Genomic DNA, 24,632 nt, shown 5'->3' on the forward strand with positions numbered 1-24,632 from the left:
CCTCGGAGTCAGAGGAGGCGTTCGGGGAGGGGGCCGGCGCTGAACATGCGGGCGTGCGTGCCGTCCGGGGTGATGAACTCGACGTCGCCCGTGGGGTCGGCCGTCACCTCCCCGACCACGGCGGCGTGGCGGCCCCGGGGGTGGGCGCGCAGGGCGGCGAGCACCGGGGCGGTGCGGTCGGACGGGACGAACAAGCACAGGCAGCCCGCGCAGGCCGCGTCCAGGGGGGCGAGGCCCCGGGTGGCCAGGGCGACCCGGGCCTCGTACCGCACGGGCAGTGCGGCCTCGTCCACGCGCAGGGTCAGCCCCCGGTCGGCGGCGGTCAGGCGCAGCACCTCCGCGAGGCCGCCGGCCGCCACGGGCCGGGCGTGGTGGAGGTCGGCGCGGACGGCGCGCAGGAGGCCGCCGAGGGGGGCGCAGTCGCTGGGCACGTGGTGCTCGTAGCCGAGGCCGTCGCGCAGGGAGACCAGGTGGGCCGCGTGGTTGCCGAGCGGGCCCGTCACCACGACGCGGTCGCCGGGGCGGACCCGGTCCGGGCCGAGCGGCGGCCCGTCGCGCTCACCGAACGCGGCGGCGGTGACGTAGACCCGGTCGGCCTCGCCCGCGCGGACGACCTGGGTGTCGACGGCGGCGACGGTGACCTGGGCCTCGGCGGCGGCGGCCCGGATCGAGGCGGTCAGCCGGTGCACCAGGTCGAGCGGCAGCCCGGCCTCCAGGACGATACCGAGGGCGAGGTGGCGGGGGTCGGCGCCGGTGGCGGCCAGGTCGTTGACGGCACCGCAGACCGCGAGCCGGCCGATGTCGCCGTTGCCGAAGAAGGGCGGGTCGACGACGTAGGTGCCGGCCCGGACCACGAGGGCGGGCTCCTGGGGGGCGAGGGCTCGGGCGATCAGTTCGCGTGTCTCCGGGCCGAAGCCGACCTGGGTGGTGTACCTGTCCCGCGTATACGTCACGAAAGCCCCCCGATGCGCGCGTCATGACCGTGCCCATCATGCTGCGGGGACGCGGTGGCGCCTACCCGTTATGTGCCCTAGGGGCTTCAGTAGGGGCGGTTGTACGACCTCAGCAGCAGGACGGCCGCGACGGCGGCCAGGGCGGGGAGGGCTCCGAAGCCGGTCAGGATGCCGATGCGGGCCGTGAGGGACTGCTCGGCGGCGTCGCCGGTGCCGGAGGAGACGTAGCCGGAGAGCTGGAGGACCAGGCCGTAGAGGAAGGGACCGAGGGCCACGCCCAGGCCCTCGGCGGTGGTGAACACGCCGGAGAGCACGCCCCCTTGGCGGCGGCCGGTCCTGCTGGTGTCGCGGGCGATGCAGTCCGGGAGCATCGCGTACAGGAAGAGGAGCTGGCCCGCGTGACCGGTGCCGGCCAGGGCCATGGTGACCAGGACCGCGCCCTGGGGCAGGAACGGGGAGGCGAGGAAGAGCAGGCAGCCGGCGGTGAACAGCGCGGAGGCCAGGGCGTATCCGCGCGGGCCGCGCAGCCGGGACCACAGCGGCATGGTCAGCAGGTTCGGCGCGACGAACGCGGCCACCAGGACGCCGACGCCCGAGGAGTCGTGCAGGACGTGGTCGGCGAAGTACGGGGCGCCCGCGAGGAGGACGCCGGTGGCGACGGACTGGAGGACCACGCAGCGCAGCAGCGCCATGAAGGGCGGGTTGGCGCGGGCGGCGGCGAACTGTTCGCGCAGGGTCGGTTCGGCGGCCGGGACGTGGGACGTGGCGTTGGCCGTACGGGTGCCGGCGAAGACCCAGAGGGCGCCCAGGGCGACGACCGCCGCGCCGAACGCCCCGGCCCAGCGGTGCCCGGTGAGTCCGCCGCCGCCCGCGTCGACGAGGGCGGGGGCGGCCGCACCGGTGACCAGGGCCGCGATCCCGATGACGGCGACCCGGCCCGCGACCAGGCGCATCCGGTCCTCCTCGCGGTCGGCGAGTTCGGCGGGCATGGCGACGTACGGCACCTGGAAGAAGGCGAAGGCGGTGGCGGTGAGCAGGTAGCCGGCGGCGGTGAACCAGGCGCCGGCGGAGCCGGGCAGCGGGCCCGCGAAGGTCAGCGCGAAGCCGAGGGCCACGGCGAGCCCGCCCACCAGGACGTACGGGCGGCGCGAGCCCCAGCGGGTGCGCGTGCGGTCGCTGACGCGGCCGACGAACGGGTTGAGGACGGCGTCCCACGCCTTGGGCAGGAACACGACCGCCCCGGCCAGCGCGGCACCGACCCCGAGCGTGTCGGTGAGGTACGGGAGCAGGAGGAGGCCGGGGAGCGTGGTGAACGTCCCCGAGACGAGCGAGCCCGAGGCGTAGCCGAACCGCACGCGGCGGGCCGGCCCGCCGGTGCGTGCCGGGCCGGGCGGACCGGGCGGGGCCTTGCGGGCACGGCCCGGCGGTGCGGAACGGTCGTCGCCGGTGTCGGTGAGGGCCATCGGGTGCCTTCCTGGGAAAGCCCCGCCGAAAGCGCGGGGGATGTCCCTCGGCGGGGCTGTCGGGGCACAGCGTCACCCAGCATCCATGGACATCGCTTAAGTCTTCGCCGTTTCCGGACGCACCTTCATGCCATGCACTTTGTGGCCAACGGCGATGGGTGGCTGGGGCTTGTCAGGGCGCTCCACCATGTGCTGAGAGAAGGGGAGGGACATGACAGTCGACAACCGCACGACCTCGGCTCCCGCCATCCACGGGCTTGCGACAGCGACTGCGGGGAGCGCGGGCATCGCCCAGCATCTGATCCACCGCCCGGCCGCGCGGTCCTACTACGGTCTGGACGCGCCGAGTCTGGGCGAGGAGTTCTTCACGCTCGTCGGCGAGACCCCCGTCACCCATCCGCTCCTCAACGACGGCCCCGGCCGCTTCCACGACCCACAGATCGCCACCGGGAGCGTGCGGGACGTCGGCGAACTCGTCGGGCACCGCTACTTCGGCGTGCCCGAGGACCGCCCCGGCCTCTTCTACCGCTTCGCGCTCGACCTCACGGACCTCTCCGCGTGGCGCACGGACCCGGGCGGCCGGGGCGTCGTCATGGAGACGCAGATCCGGGCCCGGCCGGCGAACGTGGTGGCCGAGGTGCCGCGCGGGCTGGACTTCCACCTGGACGTGAAGATCGACGGCCGTCCGTGCGCGATCGGTTCGGCCGGGATGGTCTTCCTGATGCCGAAGCTGTACCGCAAGCACGTGGCGCACGCCCGGCAGGCGATGCGGGCCGTGCCCGAGCTGAACGACGCCCCGGACGGGCCGCCGCGCCCGGCCGACGCCGGTGAGGTGGGCCGGCGCGCCGGTGAGAACGTGGTGATCAGCGAGCCCGTCGACGCCTCGCGCGGCCGGATCAGCACCTGGGTGCTGTCCGCGCCGGTCAGCCCGGTGTTCGACGACACGGACGGGCGGCAGCGGGGGCAGTTCTCCGGTCTGCATCTGCTGGAGGCGCTGCGCCAGAGCTCCCTGCTCACGGCGGGCCGCGCCCACGGGCTCGACCCGGAGCGCAGCACCCTGGACGCCTGCCAGGTGCACTTCCGGGGGCAGGCGGAGCGGGGGCTGCCGCTGCGCTGTGTGGCGGTGGCCGGTCCGCTGGGGCGGGACGCCGAGGGGCGGCCGTCGGTGCCGGTCACGCTGACGCTGACGCAGCAGCGGTGGGCGGTCGCGGAGGCCCGCACCTGCGTGGTGCAGGACTACTGACGCCATGAGCGCGGTGCGTTTCGGCATCCTGGGTCCTCTGGAGGTCAGCGGCGGTGCGCCGCAGGCCGCCAAGTTGCGGGGTGTCCTGGGGACGCTGCTGGTCCGCGCGAACGAGGTCGTGTCGGTGGACAGCCTCATCGACGAGCTGTGGCCCGACTCCCCGCCGCGCACCGCCCCGACGACGCTCCAGGTGTACGTGTCCCACCTGCGCAAGGCGCTGCGCACCGCCGATCCGCACCACGGCGCGGAGACGCTGCTGACCCGGCGCCCGGGGTACCTGGTGCGGGTCACCCCGGACGAGCTCGACGCCACCGCCTTCCTCGACCTGACCCGGCGTGGCCACCGGGCCCTGCACGACGGGGACTTCGCCGCCGCCGCCGACCTCCAGCGCCGGGCGCTCGTCCTGTGGCGGGGGCCGCTGCTCGGGGACATCCCGCACGGGCCGCTGCTGGAGGGCGCGGCGGTACGGCTGGACGAGGCGCGGACCACGGCGCTGGACGAGCGGGTCCGGGCCGAGCTGCACCTCGGGATGCACCGGGAACTCGTACCCGAACTCCACGAGCTGGCGGCGGAGTACCCGCTGCGCGAGGAGTTCCACGCGCACCTGATGGTGGCGCTCTACCGGTGCGGGCGGCAGGCCGAGGCGCTGCGGGTGTTCACGCAGCTGCGGCAGACCCTGGTCGAGGAGCTGGGCATCGAACCGGGCCCGAGGTCCCGCAGGCTCCAGCGGCTCATCCTGGAGGGCGACCCCGCTCTGGCGCGGCCCGAGCCGGCCGGTGGCGTCGGCGGCCCGGGCGGCGGCGTTCCGGGCGGGGACACCGCGCTGCCCGCCCGCGACCCGTTGTTCGTCGGGCGGGCCGACGAACTCGGCGCCGTGGAGCGGCTGTTGCGGTCGGCCTCGGACACGGGCGGCGATGTCGTCGCCGTGACGGGCATGCCGGGCGCCGGGAAGACGGCCCTGGCGGTCGAGGCCGCGCACCGGGCCGCCGACGCCTTCCCCGGCGGCCTGCGCTTCTGGGACCTGGGCGGCGGCGCCGGCCCGACGCGCCCCGCACCCGCGCAGGGCCGCCGGGCGCTGCTCGTGGTGGACGGCGTGACCTCCGAGGCCGAGGTGAGGCCGCTGCTGCCGCTGGGGTACACCGTGCTGCTCACCGCGCGCCGGGTGCCGGCCGGGCTGCCGGGGCTGCGCACGGTGCTCCTCGGGCCGTGGCGCCCGGAGGAGACCCGGCAGCTGGTGCGGCTGTTCGACGGGCACGGCGAGAGCGGCCGGGTCACCGCCGAGGAGGCCGGGGCCGTCGCCGAACTCTGCGGCCGGCTACCGCTCGCCGTGCGGGCCGCCGCCGCCCAGCTCGCGGCCCGGCCGCACTGGACCTGCGCCACGCTGACCGTTCGGCTGCGCGCGGAGGACGGCCGGCTCGACGCGCTGCGCACCGGCGACATCGACGTACGGGCCCGGCTCCTGGCCGCGTACGAACAGAGCGCGGACGGGCGGCGCCGGGAGTTCCGGCTGCTGTCCCTGCTGCCGCCGGGCCCCTTCGACGCCGCGCGGGCCGCCGCCGCCCTGGACCTGAGCGAGGCGCGGGCGCTCGCCGCGCTCGAAGGGCTGGCCGACGACCGGCTGGTGGAGGCGGACCGGGACGCGTGGCGGCTGCCCGAGCTGCTGCGGCTGCTCGCCGCCGAACGGCTGGCCGACGAGGAGGACCCGGTGAGCGTCCGGGCCGCGGTGCGGCGGGTGTGCCTCGCGTACGCGCGGGACGCGGCGGAGCCCCGGCGCGCCACCGGGCCGGACGCGCCCGGCCTCGCCCGGCTGGCCCGCACCGCGTACGACGCCGGGCTGTGGGGGCTGACGGTACGGCTGACGGACGGCCTCGCCGGGTGCGCGCAGCCCGACGCGGACGCCGAGGAGGGGTGCTACGCGCTGGCCCTGGACGCAGCGCGGCGGTGCGCCGACCGCTCGGCCGAGGCCCGGATGCTGCGGCTGCTCGCCGAACTCGCCTCCCGCTACCGGCGCTCCGAGCGCGCCCGGGACCTGTTCGCGCGGGCCCTGGAGCTGGCCCGGGAGTGCGGCGACGAGGAGGAGGCGGGGCAGGCGGTGGTGGGCCTGGCCGAACTCCTCCTGGACGGCGGGGCGGCCGGTGAGGCGGCGGGGCTGCTGGAAACCGTCCTGTCCGCGCCCGGCCACCCCAGGGGCCGTTACGAGGCGGCGCGGGCACGGGCCCTGGTGGCGCTGGCCCAGGACGGCCCGGAGGCGGCCCGGGTGTGGTTCGACGAGTGCCTGACGCTGGCGGGCGCGCTGGACGACCCCCGGCTGCGGATGTACGCGCGGCGCTCGCTGCGGGCGCTGGACACCCCTGCCGAGGGCCCGGGGGCGGGTTTCGGGGCCGTGGAGATACGGCCCGGGCTCTGGCGGATTCATCAGGGCGGCCCGTTCACCGGGCCGTCCCCCACCTGGGGAGAACCATGTCGGTAGCGCTCGGCCCGGATACGGGTCTCGTCGGCAGGGAACTCGAAACCGCCGCGCTGCGGGAGCGGCTGCTGAACCCGTCGGTGCGGCTGGTGACGCTGACCGGACGGGCCGGTGTGGGCAAGACCCGGCTGGCCCGGGAGGCCGTACGGGAACTCGGCGACGCCTTCGGCCGGGTGGTGGCGCTCGACGCGGCGGCGCCCGGCGACAGCGGGCCCGACGCGCTGCGGGCGCTCGTGCGGGCACGCACCGGGGGCCGCGCCGGCGAGGCCCCGGGCTCGCGGGTCCTCCTGCTGCTCGACGGCTGCGACCACGAGGCCCGCGAGGCCGCCGCCGGGGCCGTCGTGGACCTCGCCGACGACCCGCGCGTGGTGGTGCTGGCCACCGCCGTCGAACCGCTCGGGGTCTACGGGGAGCAGCTGCTGCCGCTCGACCCGCTGCCGGTGCCCGGGGACGGCGAACGCGAGGACCCGCACGGCGTGGCCTCGGTGGCGCTCTTCGTGCGCCGGGCCCGGGACGCCGACCCGTCGTTCGCGCTGACCCTGGAGAACAGCGGGGCCGTCGCGGAGATCTGCACCCTGCTCGGCGGCCTGCCCCTCGCCCTCGAACTCGCCGCGCTGCGCCTGCGGTTGCTTCCGCCGCATCTGCTCGCGGCCCGGCTGCGCGGCCGTACGACCGTCCTCGCGGGCGGCCCGGTGAACGCGCCCGCCCGGCACCGCTCGCTCGCCGCGCTCGCCGAGTGGAGCTGCCGCGGTCTCGACCCGGCGGCCGGCGCGCTGCTGGGGCGGCTCTCGGTGTACGAGCCGGGCTTCGGCCTGGCCGCCGCCGGGCTCGCCGAGGAGGAGGGCCTGGAGCCCCTGATGGACCGGGGGCTGCTCACGGTGGTCGGCGAGGAGCGCGGCGAACTGCGGCTCGCGGTGCCGGAGCCCGTACGGTCCCACGCGCGCGCCCGGGCGGCGGAGGCGGACGGCGCGGACGCGGCGGCGGACGCGCACGCCGAGCGCTACCGCCGGCTGGTGGCCGCCGCGCTGCCGGGGCTCGCCGGGACCGGCCAGGACCGGGTGCTGCGGGAGGCGGCGGCCGAGAGCCCGAACGTCCTGGCGGCGCTGCGTCGCCTGCACGAGCGGGGCGACGGCGAGGCGGCCGCGGTGCTGGTGCTGGGCTGCCGGCTGCCCTGGCTGGCGCAGGGGCGGCTGCGGGAGGGCCTGGAGTGGTGCGACGCGGTGGCCGAAGGGCGGGGGCAGCAGCTCCCGGAGGCGCTGCGGGCCCGTCTCGCCGACCTGTCCGGGGTGTTCGCGCTGGCGCTGGGCGACCCGCAGGAGGCCGTACGCCGCCACCGGCGCGCCCTCGCCCTCGGCAAGAGCGTGGGCGACCGCCGGCAGAACGCGCTCGCCTCCCTGAGCCTGGGCACCGCCCTGCTGCGGTCCGGTGACGCGGCGGCGGCGCGGAGTGTGCTGGTCACCGCGCACAGCGCGCTGTCCACGATGGGTGTCACCGGGCCCACCGCCGAGGCGGCGGTCGCGCTGGCCGCCGCCCTGCACGCCGAGGGCGACCGGCGCAAGGCGCAGGACATGCTGGAGAGGGCCGAGGAGACCTTCCGCCGCATCCGGGACGGGCGGGGGCTCGCCGCCACGCTGCGGGCGCTGGCCGCGACGGCGCTGGAGGGCGACGAGCCGGAGCGGGCCGAGACCGCGCTGAGGGAAGCCCTGCGGCTGTACCAGGCCATCGACGAACGCACCGAACTCCCTGGTCTGCTGGAGGAGTTCGCGCTGCTGCTACTCCGCACCCAGCCCGCGCAGCGGCCCCGGGCGGTGCGGCTGCTCGCGGCGGCCGACGTGCTGCGGCAGCGGACCGGCGCCGAGGTCCCGCAGGAGTGGCGCTCGAAGGCGGAGCAGGCCCGTACGGAACTGGGCGCCCGGCTGGACTGGCCGGACTTCGCGACCGCCTGGGCGGAGGGGGTGCGGATGTCCGCGCCGACGGCGGTGGCCGAGGCGCTGTCCTCGCCCGCCCCCTCACGCCGCCCGGTCGCCGGGGCGGCGGCCGAGGCGCAGTCCCTCACCCCGCGCCAGGCGCAGGTGGCGCTCCTGGTCGCGGAGGGCCTGACCAACCGGCACATCGCGGCCCGGCTCGACATCTCGGAGTGGACCGTGGTCAACCACGTCCGCCAGGTGATGCGGCGGCTCGGGTGCAGCTCGCGGGTGCAGGTGGCCGGGGCGGTGGGGCGATGGGCCTGACCCGGGGCACCGGCACGGCGGAGCGCCGCGTCCTGGAGCTGACCGCACCCGACGAGGTCGTCCGGCGGTTCCGGGCGGCCGGGTGGTGGCGCGAGGAAACCTTCCTGGACGACCTGCGCCGCACCGCGGCCGGTGCGCCGGGGCGGCCGGCGATCGTCGCGGAGCGGGTGCTGCGCCCGGAGGGCAGGCGCCGGACCACCGTGACGTACGGACAGCTCGCCGTGTACGTCGACCGGTTCGCCGCCGCCCTGGCCTCGCTCGGGGTCGCGCCGGGCGATCCGGTCGCCTACCAGCTGCCGAACTGGTGGGAGACGGCCGCCCTCACCCTGGCCTGCTGGCGGGCCGGGGCGCTCGCCGTGCCCGTACTGCCGACCGTACGGGCACACGGGCTCCGGCGAATCCTGGACGGAACCCGGGCCCGGGTGTGCGTGGTCCCCGACACCTGGGAGGGCTTCGCGCACGCCGAGGCCCTGGCGGATCTCGCCCCCGGGCTGCCCTGGCTGCGCCACCGGGTGGTGCTGGGGGACGCGGCGGCGACCGGGGCCATCGACTTCACGGCGTACTTCGCCCGCACCCCGCACGAACGGACCGGGGCGGGCCGGCGCGGCCGGCCGCTGCCGGGGCGCGCCGACCGGCCCGCGCTGCTGATCAGCGTGATGGGGCTGCGGGACGCCTACACCTCCGTGCTGCACTCCCCCGACACGCTGTACGCCAACATCTCCGCCCAGCACCACCCCGAGGGGCCGGGGCAACGGCCCGGCGAGGTCTTCCTCAGCACCCTGCCGCTGACCTCGCTGGCCTCGCTGATCTACACCGTGTGCTGGCCGCTGGCGGTCGGCGGTACGGGTGTCTGGCAGGACGTGTGGGACCCCGGCCGGTGCCTGGACCTGATGGCGGACGCCGGGGTCGACCAGGTGTACGCGGAACCCGCCTACTTCGCCGAACTGCTCACCACCCGGCGCCAGCGGCCCCGGGACCTGGACCGGCTGCGGCTGGTGCTCTCCGGGGGCCGCACCAGCACCCCGGAACCGTTGGCGGCCGAGCTGCGGGAGGTGTTCGGGGTGTCGGTGCTCTCCGCGTGGGGGGCGCCGGAGCTGGGCATGGGCGCCCTGTCGGAGGGGGCCGGGGGCGCCGGGCTGCTGCGGGGTCTGGAGGTGCTGGCCGAGGGCGGTACGGACCCCGCTACGCTCCGGGTCCGCGGCCCCTCCGTGGCCCTGGCGACCTGGCGGCACGGGGTCGCGGCACCCGTGGCCACCTGGGAGGAGGGGGACGGCTGGCTGGACACCGGCGACCTCGCGACGACGGACGCCGGGGGCGGCATCCGGGTCCTGGCCAGGGCGGGGACCCGGACCGGGGCGATCTTCATGGTGCCGGTCGCCGAGGTGGAGGAGGGCCTGCTGACCCACCCCCGGGTGGGCGAGGCGGCGGTGGTCGCCTACACCGACCCGGAGCACGGGGAGCTGCCCTGCGCGGTGGTGGTGCCGGCCGCCTGGGACCGGCCGCCCGGACCGGCCGAGCTGCGCGAACACCTCACCGCGCTGGGCATCGCCGAGGCGTTCCTGCCGACGCGCCTCGAGATCGTCGGCGCGCTGCCCCGCGACGAGCACGGCAGGCTGCGCCGGGCCGCCCTGCGCTCCTGGCTGCTCCGCGCCCACCCGGGCAGCCCGAGGCCGTCCCCCGCGTGAGGAAGGTCATTCGCAGCCGGCCACCCGGCGGGCGAAGGCGACGAGTTCGGTGCGCCAGCGCGGGGAGACGGGGGCGGCGGCCACCGCCGCGTCGGCGCGGGCGAGGAGCCCGGCGATGGTCTCCTCGGCCTTCTCCCGGGCCTCCGCGTCGAAGAAGATGTCCCGCAGGAACTGGGCGTCGCCGTCGAAGCCCGGCCCGCCCCGCAGGAATCCGCGAATCCGCCAGGCCGCGTGCAGGGCGCGCGCGTACCCCTCGTACGGCTCGCGCAGATCGTCCCGGCCCGCGAGAGCGGCGCCGATCAGCAGGGCGTGGCGCAGCCCGTACCAGCCTGCCGCGCAGCCGTCGCCGCAGCCGTCGAGACACTGCCCCGGCCAGGCGTCGTCCAGGTACTCCGTCGCGGCGGCGGCCTCGGCGTGCGCGCCGATGGTGCGTTCGGTGCGCAGGCTGTCCCACAACTCCCGGGCCGGGTACGGCAGCCGGGCCGCGATGCGGTCCCCGTAGGCCACGGCGAGGTCGCCCGCGAGGACGGCGGTGCCCTCCCCGAAGCGGCGGGACTCGCCGCGCCAGCCGTTGCGTTCGTGTTCGGCGGCGTGGCTGATGTGCAGGGTGGGGATGCCCCGCCGCAGGGTCGCGTTCTTGCGGACGTCGTCCCGGATCATCAGGCAGGTGTCGATGAGTTCGAGGGCGGCGCAGGCGGCCACCACGTCCTCGCCCGCCGGGTCGCCGCCGGCCGCGAGGTAGCCGGTGAGGCAGATGACGGGGTGGGCCCGCTCGGCCCCGGCCTGGACCAGCTCGGCCACGCCCGCCACCAGCACCGCGCTGCGCGGATCGGCCGTACGGCGGCTCCGGGACTCGTCCGCGAGGAGGCGGGCGAGCCGTTCCTCGACCCGGTCGAGCATGGCGTCACGCAGCTGTCCCGGGGTCGCCGCGCTCCCCGGCCGGCCATGCGTGGGTGTGGTGGTCATGGTGCCCTCCCTGGTGGGCTACGGCCTCATGACCGACCTTCCAGGCACCGCCCCCGGTGAACCTCTTCGGCCCGCGGGCAGGGGGTCCGCACGGCGAATGTGGGGTCGGGGCATACCAGTTGCCTGCCATGGCCGGGTGGACCACGGCGCCGGACTGCTACGACCTTGCCATGCCGTCAGATGAACTCCGCCACCCCCAGGTGGAAGTCGACCGGGAGCGCCTGCCGGCCCGGGATCTCCAGCTTGCGGTAGACGCGGGTGAGGTGCTGCTCGACGGTGCTCACCGTGATGTACAGCTTCTGCGCGATCTCCCGGTTGGTGTGGCCGTGCACGGCCAGCAGGGCGACCCGCTTCTCCGATTCGCTGAGGCTCGCCACCAGGTCGGCGTGCGGGGCCTCGGCCGCCGACGCCGCCTCGGGGGCCTCGCCGGTGTGGCCGGGGAGGATCTTCACACACAGGGCCTCGGCCCCGCACGCCTTCGCCACGTGCCAGGCCCGGCGGTTGACCATGGCGGCGCGGGCCGGCTCCCCCAGCACCCGCAGGACCTGCCCGAAGTCGCTCATCGCGCGGGCCAGTTCGTACTGGTCACCGGAGCGGTGCAGGTCGTCCACGGCCTTGGTGAGCATCGCCTGCCGCTCCTTCGGCTCGCGCAGGGAGGCCCGCAGCCGCAGCGACATCCCCCGCACCCAGGGGTCGTTGGCGTCGCGCGTGGTCATCTGGTCGGCCAGGAAGCGGTCGGCCTGGTGGGTCTCGCCCAGTCTGAGCAGCGCCTCCGCCGCGTCGGCCCGCCACGGCAGGACCCTCGGCCGGTCCAGGCCCCAGCGCTTCATGTGACGGCCGATGTCCAGGAAGTCACCGAGCGCCGCGTGGAAGCGGCTCGTGGCCAGCGCGTAGTGGCCCCGGGCCCGCAGATAGGCCAGGCCGTGGATGCTGCCGGTCAGCCGGTCGGGGACGGGCCGGCTCAGCACGGCGGCAGCCGCCTCGGGCCGCCCCATCGCGGTGCGGGCCCGGACCAGGGTCGCCGTCAGCGCGCACAGCTGCACCCCGCCGCCCCGGGCGGGCACCGCGCGCAGGGCCTCCTCGGCCGTGCCGGCGGCGCCGGTCAGATCGCCGAGACGCAGCCGGCCCTCGGCCAGCAGCCCCGCGAAGACCGCCTGCCAGCCGGTGGCGCCGCGCTCCGCCGCCTGACCGGCGAACGTCTCGCACCACGGCAGCGCCCGCTCGGCACCCTCCAGGTACAGCAGGGTGCGCAGGGCCTGCACGGCCGGCTCCACCATGCCCTCGGCCAGGGTCGCGCCGCGCAGGAAGAGTTCGGCGGCCTGGGCGGCGGCCCCCTCCTCGGCCTCGGCGGGCAGCGCCCACAGGGCCGCCGGGTGGACGGCCCCCCGGACGGCGCGGCCCGCCGGGTGCGGTTTGGGCGCGCCGGCGCCGCGACGCCCGGCCGCGCCCCACTGGGGGAACGCCGAGAGCCCGTCGAGCGGGTCGTCGCCCGGGATGTCGCCGTGCCTGCGCTCGGCGCCCGGGTGCCTGCCCTCACCGGCCGCGAGCCGTTCCAGCACCTCCGTCGACTCGTCGATGCGGCCCTGCGCGGCCAGGGTGCGGGCCAGCGGGCCCAGCGCGCGCGGCTCCAGCCGGCCGGCGGCGAGGGCGGCCAGGGGTTCGGCCAGATGGAGTTCGGCGGCGGCCGGGTCGGTGCGCCCGGTGACGACGCCGAGCCGGACGCTCAGCTCGGTGCGGCGGGCATCGTCCGCGCACCCGTCACGGGCGAGCGTCAGCAGGGCGGTCGCCTCGTCCAGGGCGGCGTCGGCCGCGAGCTGGTCGGCGGCGGCGCGCAGGACGGGCAGGGCCCAGTCCTCCCCGGTGTGCCGCGCGGCGAGGAGCTGGGCGGCGACAACGGTGTCGGGGGCGCCGGCGGCACGGGCCAGCAGGGCGGCCTCCCGGTGCAGGGCGCGGCGGGCGTCGGGCTCCATCCGTTCGAGGACGGCGGCCCGTGCGGCGGGGTGGCAGAAGCCGCGCCCGCGCCTCAGCAGTCCGGCGTCCTCCAGGGCGGCGAGCGCACGGGCGGCGGTGGGTTCGGTGGTGCCGGCGAGGCGGGCGACGTGCGGGGCGCCCGCCAGGGCGTCGAGTACGGCGATGGCCTCGGTCAGGGCGGTGGTGGCGGGTCCGCAGCGGTGCAGGCAGGCGAGTACCGCCTGGGTGTAGGCCTCGCCGGGGTGGGCGCCGGGGTCCTGGAGCAGGGCGCGCAGCAGCAGCGGGTTGCCGCCGCCGGCCCGGTGCAGCCGGGCGGTCTCGGCCTCGGTGCGGTCGGGGAGCATCGCCCGGACCGCCTCGGGCGTGAAGCGCTCCAGCCGCAGGCGCGAGAAGTGGGGCAGCCGCAGCAGTTCGGTGCGCAGCAGCGGGTCGTCGCCGTGCTCGTGGACGGACTCGGTGAGGGCGAGGAGCACCTTGGCCTCGCGGGTGCCGCGCGCGAGGTGGAGCAGGTAGCGGCCGGAGAGCTCGTCGACGTGGTGCAGGTCGTCCACGCAGACCACCACGGGCGCGGTGGAGCTCAGCTCGCGTACGGCGGAGGCGAACTGCCGCATGGCCCCGACCCGGCCCGCCTCGGCGGGCGAGGAGGGGAGGGGCGGCAGGGCGCCGGCCGGGGCGTCGGCGGTCAGCTGGCGCAGCACGCCCAGCGGATGGCGCCGTTCCTCGGCGGTGGCCATTCCCCGCAGCACGATTCCGCCACGTTTCTCGGAATTTACCGCCACGGTTTCCAGGAATTCACTTTTCCCGCAGCCGACCGCCCCTTCGATGAGGAGCAGTCCGGAATTCCCTTCCCCGCACCCTTCGATCAGTTTTTCCAGTAGAGATAGTTCTTCGGCGCGACGGAACAACACCATGAGATCCCCCATGCCCATGTTCCGGCGTTTGGTAAATAAAATGGAATGCAACCGGATACAGGACCGATCGAGCAGTGCTTGAGAAGCAATCCAGCTTCAGTCTAGGGTCCGGTCCGCCGCTCTCACGGTGTCCGGAACCTGCCAGTCAGCAATCCCCTGCGACGGCCGGAAAGATACGGCGGGCCCCGACCTGTGTCTGGCCCCTTTGGCGCCGCTCGCGGGGGTAGCCGACGGAGACCTCCTCGAAGCGCACTCCGTCGTACCAAGTGGTGCGCGGGATGTGAAGGTGCCCGTAGACGACCGCGGCGGCCCGGAAGCGGGTGTGCCAGTCGGCCGTCAGCTCGGTGCCGCACCACTGGGCGAACTCGGGGTGCCGCAGTATCCGGGTGGGTGTGCGGACCAGCGGGAAATGGTTGACCAGCACGGTGCGCAGCTCGGGGTCGCAGGCGGCCAGGCGCTGTTCGGTGGCCGCGACCCGGGCCCGGCACCAGGCCTCGCGGGAGGGGTACGGGTCGGGGTGCAGCATGAACTCGTCGGTGCACACCACGCCGGCCTCGTACGCCTGTTCCAGGGCCTGTTCCTTGGTGGCGGCGGTGGGCGTGCGGAAGCTGTAGTCGTACAGCAGGAAGAGGGGGGCCACGACCAGCGGGCCGTCCGGTCCGGACCAGACCGGGTACGGGTCTTCCGGGGTGTGCACTCCGTACGAGCGGCAGATTTCGACCAATCTCCGATACCGAGAGTCTCCACGCAGCGACACAGGATCATCGCGAAGCGTCCACAGATCGTGGTTTCCCGGTGCCCAGATCACCGCCGCATAGCGCCGGGTGAGCAAATCGAGCACCCACCGCAGATCGTCGGGGGACTCCCCCACGTCGCCGGCGACGATGAGCCAGTCGGCGGGGGTGTCGGGATACAGCCCCTCGACGATCCGGCGGTTCTCCGGGAATGCGACATGGAGATCGCTGATGCCCATGAGGTTTCCGTGCGCCATTCACCCAGGCTGGACGGCCGGCTCCGCCGCGAACACCCCGCCCCGACCCCTCAGTTGACGGGACGTTACCAGGGGGCGGACGGATAGCAGGGCCATGGCAAGGGGGGTGCCGCCCGGTGGCAGCAGGCCCGCAGGCGGGCCGGGCCCGGGTGCGCGGATGGCAGCGGGCTGGCAGGAAACGCCGGTTCAGCGGGCCGGTCCGGCCGGCCGGGGGCCTTCGCGCCGGCCGGTGCGGGGCGGCGGCGGGAGCGTGGGAAGCGTCCACCCGACGCCCCGACCTGAAGGACCTGCCGTGCTCACGAAGCTCCTGCCTTCGACCGTCGCCACCGCCGAGGCCACCGCCGACCCGGCCGACGTGTTCCTCTTCCCGGAGGAGGAGTCCCTGATCAGCAACGCCGTCCCCAAGCGGAGGCTGGAGTTCGGCACGGTGCGGTGGTGCGCCCGGCAGGCGATGGGGGCGCTCGGGGTGGCACCGGCCGCCGTACTGCCGGGTCGGCGCGGGGTTCCGCAGTGGGCCCCTTCGGTGGTGGGGTCCATGACGCACTGCACGGGCTTCCGGGGCGTGGCGCTCGCCCGTGAGCGGGACTTCCTGTCGGTGGGGATCGACGCGGAGCCCAACGCGCCGCTGCGGCCGGGGGTGCTGGAGTCGATCGCGCTGCCGCAGGAGCTGCGCCGGACCCGCGAGCTGGAGTGGGCGGTGCCGGGCATCGCCTGGGACCGGCTGCTGTTCTCCGTCAAGGAGGCCGTGTACAAGGCATGGTTCCCGCTCACCGGGCAGGAACTGGACTTCACCGACGCGCTGGTGAGCATGGACGCGGCGCAGGAGACCTTCCACGCCCGGCTGCTGCCGGGCCCCGACGAGCTCTCCCCGGCCGGTCCCACCACGTTCAGCGGGCGCTGGTCCGCCCAGAACGGGGTGCTGGTGAGCGCCATCGCCGTGCCCGCCCGCAGGCCGGCCGGGGCCGCACACGGCGATGCTCCCCGCATGTGCGCTGCGGGGAGCATCGGCTGAGTCGTCGCGACCGGCGGGATGGTCAGTCCCAGCGGTCGTCCTGCGGCCTGTCCAGGTTGACCTGGAGGAGCCCCGTCGAGGCCGTGCCCGCCGCGCTCACGCCGGTGCGGACGGACGTCCCCTGCGACAGGCCCGACATGAACTGCCCCCCCAAAACGGCCAGAAGTACACCCATCAGCAAAGTCAAGAGAACCATAGATTCTTTGCCATAGCTTGCCATTGCGACTCCCCTCGGTCGACGAATGAGACTTCCCTCTGCCTACTCCTTCACCCGAAACCTCCGCCTTTGGAGGCCCCCGGCTACGGGAAAAGAGTCTCGGATACCGATCATTCGCGCCAAGTGCTTCACGTTGGCGTAAAGTTACGTTGCAGCAATTACACCGACCAGTGGGGGCTGGCGTGTTCCAAGGGGAGTACGCAGATTCGGGCTTTGCCGAACTGGATGACGTGAGCGCTGCGGCATACGGTCTCGCCGTCGAGTGCGGCCGCTTCGACCGGGAACGGATTGCCAAGGACCTGTCGCTCACGCACGACGAGGTCGCCCGGGTCGAGAGCGTGTTGTCAGGGGTCCGGCTGCTCCAGTCGGTGCCGGGTCACTCGCACCAGCTGACCCCCGTCACGCCCGACGCCGCCGCCGCCTCCCTCGTGGGCCCCGCCGAGCGCCAGATCCGCGACCTCCAGCAGGCCGTCACCGAGGTCCGCGCGAAGCTGATGTCGCTGACCCCGCTGTATTTCGAGGGCCGCCGGGTGCGCAACCACCTGGAGGCGTTCGACGTCATCAGCGACCCGTCGCGCATCCAGGCCCTGCTGGACCACCTCGGGCAGAACTGCAAGAGCGAGCTGATCACCGTCCAGCCGGGCGGCGCGCGCCGGGCGGACATCCTCAACGACGCCCGGGCGAGCGCCCTGTCCATCCTGTCGCGCGGGGTCCGCATCCGGACCATCTACCAGCACACCGCGCGCAACGACCTGCCCACCCGCTCCTACGTCCGCGACGTCACGACGCAGGGCGCGGAGGTCCGGACCGCCGACGAGGTGATCGACCGGCTGATCATCTACGACAGAGAAGTCGCCTTCCTGCCGGAACGGTCCGCCCAGGAGGGCAGCACCCCGGGCGCGGCCGTCGTCCGCGAGCCCACCCTCGTGGCGTTCCTCTGCTCCGTCTTCGAATACCTGTGGGAGGGCGCGTCCCCGTACGTCGTGGAGTCGCAGCGCTCCCCCACCTCCACCGACGAGCTGAAGTGGTCGATCATCCGGCTGATGACCAAGGGCTACAAGGACGAGATGGTCGCCCGCCGGCTCGGCATGTCCGTACGCACCTGCCGACGCCATATCGCGGAGATCACCGAGCAGTTGGAGGCCACCAGCCGGTTCCAGGCGGGGTACAACGCCGCCCGGCAGGAAATGCTCACCGGCGACAGGGCCACGCGGCCGTTCTGACCGGGGCACCGCCGCACCGCACCTCACGCGCCGGTGTCCTCCTCCTCGTCCAGCGCCTGGGTGATCGCGTCCACGCAGTCCTGGTCGAGCATCGTCGTGACATGGGCGTCCTGCAGCTTGCCGAACCCCGCGTCGTACACCGCCGCGCTGACCACGTAACCGTCCTCCAGCGGGAAGGTGCGGAAGGCCCACTCCTCGCCGGTGCCCGCCGTGCCGTCGGGCCGCTGCACACGGACGGGCCGGCCGTCCGGTCCGAAGCCGAACTCGGTGAAGCGGAACTGCATGCCCTGCCCGATCGCCTTGCTGTAGGCCTCCTTCAGCGTCCACAGCCGCACCAGGGCGCCGTTGCGCTCCTTCTCCGGCATCCCGGACAGCAGCACCGCCTCGTACGGCGTACAGATGTGCCGGACGAGCCCGCCGCCGTACATGTCGCGGTCGGCCCGCTCGGCGTCCACGCCGATCAGCCCGCAGGTGGTCAGCCCGACGAGCAGCAGGTCCTCGGTGTGGCTGAGGCTGATGTCGATCTGGTCGCAGCCGCGCAGATACGGGCGGCCGGTGGGCCCGTACGCCAGCTCCAGGTCGGCCGGTTCACTGGCGAGTACGGCCCCCGCCGCGTGCTTGAGCAGCATCCGCGAGGCGACGTACCGGTTGCGTACGTCGGAGTGCGTGAGGTCGAGGTAGCGCGTCCAGTCCCGGCCGAGCAGTTCGCGCAGGTCGTCGCCCGCGGGCACCGCGGGCTCCAGGTCCTTCAGCCAGGCGTAGGCCAGGGCGCTGCCGTGGGTGGCGAGGTCGTCCCTGACTCTGTTCCAGGAGTCGCCTCCGGGGATCACGGCGACGGGCTCACCGAGCGGTGAACCGAGCGTGAGGCTGCCCGGGGCGGTCATGCGTACTCCTTCACGAGGGTGTGAATGTCCCGGAGGCTCCGCGCCTCCAGCAGACGGTGCACCGGAACGTGGTGGCCGGACTCCTCCAGGAGGGCCACCAGCCGGAGCAGGTTCAGCGAATCCCAGCCGGGCACGTCCGTGAGGGCCAGGTCCGCTCCGGCGGGGCCCTCCACGTCCAGGCCCAGGTCGTCGCCCACGAGCCGCAGGAACGCGTCGAGGCCCACCAGGTCTACGGCGCTCATCGGGGTGCCTTTCCGGACTCGGTGACACACATGTGGCCGGGGATCTCCGGCAGCACCGTCAGGTCGTGGCGGTACTCCGATGCCCCGTCCCCGCGTTCCCCCGGCTCGGGCAGTTCACGGGCGGCGAACCCACAGGACGGATAGAGGTCCCGGGCCCGGTGATTACGGGCGGTGGGTACGTAGCGGGCGCCCACCGCGTTCAGTCCGAGGCGCCTGGCTCTACTCAACAGTACGGCGAGGAAGGCGTGTTCGACGCCCCGGCCGAGCACCCGGCAGCTGAGCCACAGGTTGTCCAGGTGCCACCGCCCCCCGGACTCGGTGATCAGCGCGGCGCCGACCAGGCCGTTGTCCCCGAACCGGTCCGCACAGCGGGCCACCAGCACCTGCCGTGCGGCGTCGGCCTCCACCTCGGCCACGGCCGCCTCGGTGAGACCGCCCCCGGCCAGGTTGAACTGGTTGGTCCGCAGGGTCAGCTGCGCGATCCGGGCCGCCTCGTGGGGCTGCGGCGGGCCGACCTCCAGCCGGACGTCCAGGGCGCGCAGGAACTCCTCGTGCGAGCCCGCGCCCGCATGCAGCTCCCGGCGTTCCCGGCGGGCCCGGTACTCGCCGGTCCTGGCCCGGTCCTCCTCGGTCAGGCTCGGCGCGTCGAACCAGCCGTCCGCCAACAGCCGCGCCACATGCGTCGCGGGCTCCCCGTCGAGCGGCACCACGGCCACCTCGGGCAGACCGTGGCGCACCTGCGCCCGCTCGGCCGGTGAGTCGTCGGCGAAGACCAGCGCGTCGGTGCCCAGGTCCAGCTGGTGGGCGATGTCGGCGAGGTTTCCGTCCTTGGGCTCCCAGTTGGCGTTGACCGCGACGAAGTCCCCTTCGTGCAGCACGAGATCGGGGTGGTCCGTGAGCACCCGCGTCACCTCGTCGGGGTCGTTCTTGCTGCTCACGGCGAGGAGCACGCCTTGGGAGGCGAGCTGTTTGACGCAGGTCTGGAAGGCGCCGAAGGCCTCCCCGCGCAGGGTGCCCGCGGCGGCGATGCCGTCGGGCCCCTCCTCTGCGAGTACCCCGTCCCACAGGGTGTGGTCGAGGTCGAGCACCAGGCATTTGCGGGTCGCGCCGCGCAGGGCGCGGGCCAGGTGGGCGACCTCGCGGGCGTACCCGGCGAGCAGGGGCGCGCCGAGCTGCACCTTGGCGTACCGGGCCAGGCCGGGGTCGGTGACCGGCCCGCCCTCGGCCACCAGCGGATCGAGGTCGATGACCACCGGTGCCGGCGAGCGCTCGGTGAGCCGCAGGAGGCGGGCGTTGAACTCCCGCCAGACCGCGCCGAGCCGGGCCCGGGAGCGGTGGTCGATGAGCTGCCTGCTGTACGTCCACGGCAGCGGCAGGGTGTTGAGGACCAGGGTGCCCGGCGCCGCGTCCGCGAGCGTGGCGCACCTGGCCAGTACGTCGGCGGCAGCCACCTCCACGTCCTCGGGCCGCCACACCCCCGGTACCTGCGAGAAGACGGTCTCGGCGTCCAGCAGGCACAGGGTGAGGTCGGGCCCGGCCGCGTGCAGCTCCCCGGCGGGGTCGGTCAGGTCGCGCAGATACGTGCCGTGCTCGCCCAGTACCGGGCGCAGGAGCAGTCCGTGGCGGGCCAGTTCGCCCCGCAGCGGGTCGAGCACCTGGCCGACCGTGGACTGGCCGGTGACGGCGACCGTGACGACCGGGGTCGCCGGGTGGTGGCTCAGTACGGCACCGGGGTCGAGGCCGGCGAGCAGCCGTCCCGCCGCCGCGGCGTCGGCCCGTGCGCCACCCGGTTCCTCCTGGGCGAGCGCGGTCGCGACCTGGTCGTACGCCTTCTCCAGCAGACCGCGTCTACGCAGGTCGCGCAGCTGGTCCAGTCCCGTGGTCATCCCCACCTCATACCTTCTCCAGGGCGAACCCGGCTCTGATCCACCGGCTGGATTCCACGCACAGGCCCACTGCCCGGTCGCCTTCCCCGAGTTCGGGTAATAGCCGGTCGAGCTGGAGGAACGGCAGAGCGTTGCCGGTGTTGCCGGTGTCGGCGACGCAGGAGATCGTCCGGGCGGGGCTCTGCGGCAGCCGGTCCACGATGCGGGCGGTCATCCGTTCGGAGAGCTGGGGCGGCAGCAGGAAGCCGATGTCGTCCAGGCTCCAGCCGAGGCCGCCGAGCAGCTCCCAGAGGATTTCCGAGGCGATCGGCGGCACGTGCTCCTCGATCGCCTTGTAGTCCTCGGCGAGCATCGGCCGGTCCGAGTCGCGGTCGGTGGTGCCGTACCAGTCGAGGAGCTGACCGGGGCGCCGGCCGCGTCCGGTCCAGGAGTTCAGCACGGACCGTACGGCGATCCGCTCGCCCTCCGGTTCGGCGGTGAGGACGGCGGCGCCGGCCCCGTCTCCGAACAGGACGTAGTTGACGAGTTCCCCGGTGGGGATCTTCGCCGCGTCCTGCCTGGGCGACAGGAAGCGGTGCGTGACGTCGCCGCCGATGACGAGCCCGGCGTGCCGGCCGCCCAGGATCAGGCTGCGGCCCAGGTCGAGGGCCTGGACGGCGCCGGAGCAGCCGGCCTGGATCTGGTAGACGGGCAGGTGGTCGAGGCCGAGCCGGTCGGCGACCTCGGTCGCGGTGGTCGGCAGCAGCGTGTCGGGGGTGGCGGTCGCGAGGACCAGGAACTCGATGTCGGCGAGGCCCAGCCCGGACGCCTGCACGGCCTGGGCGGCGGCCTCGGCGCACAGGTCGGCCAGCGAACCGTGCACCTGGCCGGTGGCCGGGTCCCAGCCGAAGTAGCGGGTCCGGGTGCCGACGAAGAGGTCGATCCACTCCTTGCTGGCGCCGAGCATCTTGGCGAGCGTGGTGTTGTCGACCGGGTCGCCGGGCAGCGCCGTGCCGGTCGCGGCGATATGGACATCCGTCATGCCGACCTCGCCATGATCACGCCGTCCAGGAACTCGGCCAGCGAACCGACCGAGCGCAGCGCCGGCAGCATCTGCTGGACCGACACCTCTCCGACCCTCGGGAGCCGGGCCTCCACCCGGTTCTTGAGCTGCATGATCATCACCGAGTCGAAGCCCAGGTCCTCGTGGAAACGGGCCTCGCGCACCACCCGTTCCACGGGGTAGCCGCCGACCTCGGTGACGGCCTCGACCACGGCGTCGAGCACCGGGTCCTCGCCGCCTGTTTCACGTGAAACCACGGGGCCCGGTTCCGACACGGGCCGCCGCTCGACCTCGGGGGCGGCGGGTGTCGGGGGCCGGTCCCAGTAGCGCTGCGCGGACGAGAACACGTACGGGGCGAGCGGTTCGGTCACCCGGTGCCCCGGCGCGTACAACTCGTCCCAGGACGGGTCGAGTCCGCAGCGGTACAGGGCGGCGACCGTCTCCGCCAGGTCCCGGCCGGTGCCCTCGGGGCCCGGTGCGGGGTGCAGGAGTTCGGCGCCGCCCAGGCTTCCGGCGCGGGCGGCGATCCGGGTGAGCTGCGGCTGCGGGCCGATCTCGATCAGGTGGGTCGGGGCGATGTCGCGTACCAGTGCGCCGAGCGCGGCGTCGAACAGCACGGGCTCCTCGGTCTGACCGGCCCAGTAGCCGGCGTCCATGGGCTCCTCGCGCAGCATCCGCCCGTACCGGGTCGAGGCCACCGGCAGCGCGGCGGGCGCACAGCGCACGGGACCGGCGCGCAGTCCGGCGGCGACCGGGGCCATCAGGGGTGAGTGGAAGGCGTACGGGGAGGCCAGCTCCCTGGTCCGCACCCCGAGTCCGGCGAGCTTCTTGCCGACCCGGGCCAGCGCATCCACAGGACCCGAGAGCACGGTGTCGGCCGGCCCGTTGAACGCACCGGCCACCACCTCGGGCTCCGCCGCCAGGACCGGGGCCACCACGTCCGCACCGGCGGCGGCGGTGAGCATGGAGCCCCCCTCGGGCAGCGCGGCCGTCAGCCGGGCCCGCAGGGCCACGAGCCGGGCGGCCTCGTCCGGTTCGAGGACCCCGGCCGTGACGGCTGCGGCGTACTCACCGAGGCTGTGGCCGAGCACGGCGGCCGGGATGACGCCCAGCCCGGTCAGGGTGCGGGCGAGGGCGTAGCCGACGGCGAACAGGGCGGGCTGGACCAGCTCGGGCCGGCCGGCCCACTCCTCGCCGCCGAGGATCGCCTCGCGCACCGAGGCGCCCAGGTGTACGGCCAGTGCCTGGTCGGCCTCGTCCAGGTGGCGGCGGTAGGCCGGGGACTCGCGGTACAGGCCCGCCGTCATCGCGGGGAACTCGCTGCCCTGGCCGGTGAAGAGGAACGCCACCACCGGCCGGCCCCACGGGCGGTCGCCCGCCGGACGCACCTCGCCCGGCGCGGGGGTCCGCTGCTCCACGGCCCGGCGCAGCGCGTCCACGAGTGCGCCGGTGTCGCGCGCCGTGACCGCGAACCGGTGCGGCAGCCCGGTCTTGACGCGGTTGCTGCTCCGGCACAGGGCGGCCGCCCCGCCCCGGGGCCGGGCGGCGAGCGCGTCGGCCTGGGCGGCGAGGTTGCGGCGCAGGGCCTCGGGGGTGTCGGCGCTGACCGTGAAGACCCCGGCCGCCCCGGCGTCCGCGCGGGCCCGGGCGGGGACGGCGCGCGGCGCCCTGGGGGCGCTGGCGAGGACGGCGTGGGCATTCGTACCGCCTATGCCGAAGCTGCTGACCCCGGCCAGGATCTCGCCGCGCGGCAGCCGGGTGGCCGACTTCATCAGCCGCAGGCCGCGCTCGCCCAGGCGCAGCCGGGAGTTCTCGCGCTCCGCGAAGAGGCTGGCGGGGACGATGCGGTGGTGCAGGGCCAGCGCGGTCTTGATGAACCCGGCGATACCGGCGGCGCCCTCGGTGTGGCCCAGGTTGCCCTTGACCGAGCCGATCGCGCAGAGCGCCTCGCGCGGGACGCCGTGCACCGAACCGAGGGCGGCGCACTCGATGGCGTCACCGAGCACGGTCCCCGTCCCGTGGGCCTCCACGAACGCGACCTCGGCGGGGCTGACACCGGCCCGCTTGTAGGCGGCGTTCAGGACGCGCTCCTGGGACCAGCGGTTGGGGGCGATCATCCCGTTGCTGCGGCCGTCCTGGTTGACGGCGCTGCCGCGCAGCACGGCGTAGATCCGTGATCCGTCGGCGAGGGCGTCCTCCAGCCGGCGCAGCACGACCAGGCCGACGCCGTCGCTGCGGCCGATGCCGTCCGCGTCGGCGCTGAACGGCTTGCAGCGCCCGTCGGCGGCGGCCAGCCCGAGCTGCCCGTAGACCAGGCCCAGCGAGGGCGACAGCACGATGTTGACGCCACCGGCGAGCGCAGTGTCGCACTCCCCGGCGAGCAGGGAGTTGGCGGCGAGGTGGACGGCGACGAGCGAGGAGGAGCAGGCCGTGTCGACGGCGAGGCTCGGCCCGGTGAGGTCGAAGTGGTACGAGATCCGGTTGGCGGCCATCCCGGCGCTGCTGCCCGCGCCGAGCAGCGGGGTGACGCGGGCGAGGTCGCTCATGGTGAGGCGGCCCCACTCGCCGCCCATCACGCCGACGAACACGCCGGTGCCGGTGCCCGCGAGGTCGCCGGGGGCGCGGCCCGCGTCCTCCAGGGCCCGCCAGGCGCACGGCAGCAGCAGCCGCTGGTGCGGGTCCATGGCGGCGGCCTCGCGCGGGGTGATGGAGAAGAAGTCGCTGTCGAAGACATCGGCGTCGTCGATGAAACCGCCGCTGTCGCCGACCGCGGGGTGCTCCCGCGCCTCCCAGCGCTGTGCGGGGACGGGGCCGATGCCGGCCCTGCCCCCCGTCAGCAGGTCCCAGTACGCCTGCACGCCCGCCGCTCCGGGGAACGTGCAGTCGATACCGACGACGGCGATGTCCCCCATCAGCGCGGGTCCCGCACGGGAACCGCGTCCACCGGGGCGTCCGGCAGCACGGCGGTCAGATGGCGCACCAGGCTCGTGACCGTCGGGAAGTCCCACAGCAGGGTCGGCTCGACGTCGAGCCCGAACTCCTCCTCCAGGTCGCCGCAGAGGCTGAGGGCCGCCACCGAGTCCATGCCGTACTCGGCGAGCGGCACGGTGGGGTCGATGGTCTCGGGTGCCCGCCGCAGGTAGAGCGAGAGGCGTGCCGACAGCCACTCGTACACGCCGTCGGCCTTCGCGGTGTCGGCGGCCACGGCGTGCCGGCCGGTGGGGATGGTCATGGCGGACTCCTTC

Annotated in this window: 18 protein-coding genes; 6 read left to right on the top strand and 12 right to left on the bottom strand. The window is 74.9% G+C overall.

The genetic code is table 11. From position 1 onward, the window contains the following. Nucleotides 1–8: 8 nt before the first annotated feature. Both E6P78_RS03895 and E6P78_RS03900 read right to left on the bottom strand, forming a co-directional pair. Nucleotides 9–953, bottom strand: a complete 945-nt coding sequence (locus tag E6P78_RS03895; RefSeq protein WP_136202083.1) for an AIR synthase-related protein — start codon at nucleotides 951–953, stop codon at nucleotides 9–11. Between the two features lie 86 nt (nucleotides 954–1,039). Beyond that, the gene (locus E6P78_RS03900) at nucleotides 1,040–2,416 is read right to left on the bottom strand and encodes an MFS transporter (protein ID WP_136202084.1); all 1,377 of its coding nucleotides are present in this window, start codon (nucleotides 2,414–2,416) and stop codon (nucleotides 1,040–1,042) included. Between the two features lie 211 nt (nucleotides 2,417–2,627). Here E6P78_RS03900 and E6P78_RS03905 point away from each other — a divergent pair, with 211 nt between their 5' ends. The 4 genes from E6P78_RS03905 to E6P78_RS03920 are packed head-to-tail and all read left to right on the top strand — an operon-like array spanning nucleotide 2,628 to nucleotide 10,042. After that, nucleotides 2,628–3,659, top strand: a complete 1,032-nt coding sequence (locus E6P78_RS03905; protein ID WP_136202085.1) for an AfsA-related hotdog domain-containing protein — start codon at nucleotides 2,628–2,630, stop codon at nucleotides 3,657–3,659. 4 nt (nucleotides 3,660–3,663) lie between these two features. Next, nucleotides 3,664–6,129, top strand: coding sequence for a BTAD domain-containing putative transcriptional regulator (locus E6P78_RS03910; RefSeq protein ID WP_136202086.1), 2,466 nt, complete (start codon nucleotides 3,664–3,666; stop codon nucleotides 6,127–6,129). Further along, nucleotides 6,120–8,357, top strand: a complete 2,238-nt coding sequence (locus E6P78_RS03915; RefSeq protein ID WP_136202087.1) for a LuxR C-terminal-related transcriptional regulator — start codon at nucleotides 6,120–6,122, stop codon at nucleotides 8,355–8,357. The genes E6P78_RS03910 and E6P78_RS03915 overlap by 10 nt, the downstream gene beginning before the upstream one ends. Next, the gene (locus tag E6P78_RS03920; protein WP_240799033.1) at nucleotides 8,348–10,042 is read left to right on the top strand and encodes an AMP-binding protein; all 1,695 of its coding nucleotides are present in this window, start codon (nucleotides 8,348–8,350) and stop codon (nucleotides 10,040–10,042) included. The genes E6P78_RS03915 and E6P78_RS03920 overlap by 10 nt, the downstream gene beginning before the upstream one ends. Nucleotides 10,043–10,048: 6 nt before the next feature. On the opposite strand, the gene E6P78_RS03925 is transcribed toward E6P78_RS03920, so the two are convergent. The 3 genes from E6P78_RS03925 to E6P78_RS03935 form a co-directional block, all read right to left on the bottom strand. Then, nucleotides 10,049–11,008 (bottom strand): polyprenyl synthetase family protein, encoded by a 960-nt coding sequence (locus E6P78_RS03925; RefSeq protein WP_240799034.1) that lies wholly within the window; start codon nucleotides 11,006–11,008, stop codon nucleotides 10,049–10,051. Nucleotides 11,009–11,184: 176 nt separating this feature from the next. Beyond that, complete coding sequence (locus E6P78_RS33810; protein ID WP_346765550.1) at nucleotides 11,185–13,908, bottom strand: LuxR family transcriptional regulator; 2,724 nt, start codon at nucleotides 13,906–13,908, stop codon at nucleotides 11,185–11,187. A gap of 127 nt (nucleotides 13,909–14,035) precedes the next feature. After that, nucleotides 14,036–14,881, bottom strand: a complete 846-nt coding sequence (locus tag E6P78_RS03935; RefSeq protein WP_240799035.1) for a metallophosphoesterase — start codon at nucleotides 14,879–14,881, stop codon at nucleotides 14,036–14,038. Between the two features lie 292 nt (nucleotides 14,882–15,173). Between E6P78_RS03935 and E6P78_RS03940 the strand changes: the two genes are divergently transcribed. After that, nucleotides 15,174–15,893, top strand: a complete 720-nt coding sequence (locus E6P78_RS03940; RefSeq protein ID WP_136202088.1) for a 4'-phosphopantetheinyl transferase superfamily protein — start codon at nucleotides 15,174–15,176, stop codon at nucleotides 15,891–15,893. A gap of 22 nt (nucleotides 15,894–15,915) precedes the next feature. On the opposite strand, the gene E6P78_RS32655 is transcribed toward E6P78_RS03940, so the two are convergent. Beyond that, on the bottom strand, nucleotides 15,916–16,068 hold the full coding sequence (locus E6P78_RS32655; RefSeq protein WP_168712554.1) for a hypothetical protein: 153 nt from the start codon (nucleotides 16,066–16,068) through the stop codon (nucleotides 15,916–15,918). A gap of 272 nt (nucleotides 16,069–16,340) precedes the next feature. Here E6P78_RS32655 and E6P78_RS03945 point away from each other — a divergent pair, with 272 nt between their 5' ends. Continuing rightward, nucleotides 16,341–17,333 (top strand): LuxR C-terminal-related transcriptional regulator, encoded by a 993-nt coding sequence (locus E6P78_RS03945; protein ID WP_240799036.1) that lies wholly within the window; start codon nucleotides 16,341–16,343, stop codon nucleotides 17,331–17,333. A 23-nt stretch (nucleotides 17,334–17,356) separates the two neighbouring features. Here the strand turns inward: E6P78_RS03945 and E6P78_RS03950 are convergent, their stop codons facing one another. Genes E6P78_RS03950 through E6P78_RS03975 form a run of 6 tightly spaced genes read right to left on the bottom strand, consistent with a single transcriptional unit; the run spans nucleotide 17,357 to nucleotide 24,619 of the window. After that, on the bottom strand, nucleotides 17,357–18,217 hold the full coding sequence (locus E6P78_RS03950) for a 4'-phosphopantetheinyl transferase superfamily protein (protein ID WP_136202090.1): 861 nt from the start codon (nucleotides 18,215–18,217) through the stop codon (nucleotides 17,357–17,359). Next, a complete protein-coding gene (locus E6P78_RS03955; RefSeq protein ID WP_136202091.1) occupies nucleotides 18,214–18,459 on the bottom strand; it encodes a phosphopantetheine-binding protein in 246 nt (81 codons plus the stop codon). Before E6P78_RS03955 ends, E6P78_RS03950 begins: the two co-directional genes overlap by 4 nt. Beyond that, nucleotides 18,456–20,345, bottom strand: a complete 1,890-nt coding sequence (locus E6P78_RS03960; protein WP_136202092.1) for an HAD-IIIC family phosphatase — start codon at nucleotides 20,343–20,345, stop codon at nucleotides 18,456–18,458. Before E6P78_RS03960 ends, E6P78_RS03955 begins: the two co-directional genes overlap by 4 nt. 7 nt (nucleotides 20,346–20,352) lie before the next feature. Continuing rightward, a complete protein-coding gene (locus tag E6P78_RS03965) occupies nucleotides 20,353–21,366 on the bottom strand; it encodes a 3-oxoacyl-ACP synthase III family protein (RefSeq protein ID WP_136202093.1) in 1,014 nt (337 codons plus the stop codon). Further along, nucleotides 21,363–24,299: a type I polyketide synthase gene (locus E6P78_RS03970; protein WP_136202094.1), complete on the bottom strand. Its 2,937-nt coding sequence runs from the start codon at nucleotides 24,297–24,299 to the stop codon at nucleotides 21,363–21,365. The genes E6P78_RS03965 and E6P78_RS03970 overlap by 4 nt, the downstream gene beginning before the upstream one ends. Continuing rightward, the gene (locus E6P78_RS03975) at nucleotides 24,299–24,619 is read right to left on the bottom strand and encodes an acyl carrier protein (RefSeq protein ID WP_136202095.1); all 321 of its coding nucleotides are present in this window, start codon (nucleotides 24,617–24,619) and stop codon (nucleotides 24,299–24,301) included. Before E6P78_RS03975 ends, E6P78_RS03970 begins: the two co-directional genes overlap by 1 nt. Nucleotides 24,620–24,632: the final 13 nt, after the last annotated feature.

The sequence above is a fragment of the Streptomyces sp. A0958 genome, assembly GCF_004795035.1.
Lineage (GTDB): Bacteria > Actinomycetota > Actinomycetes > Streptomycetales > Streptomycetaceae > Streptomyces.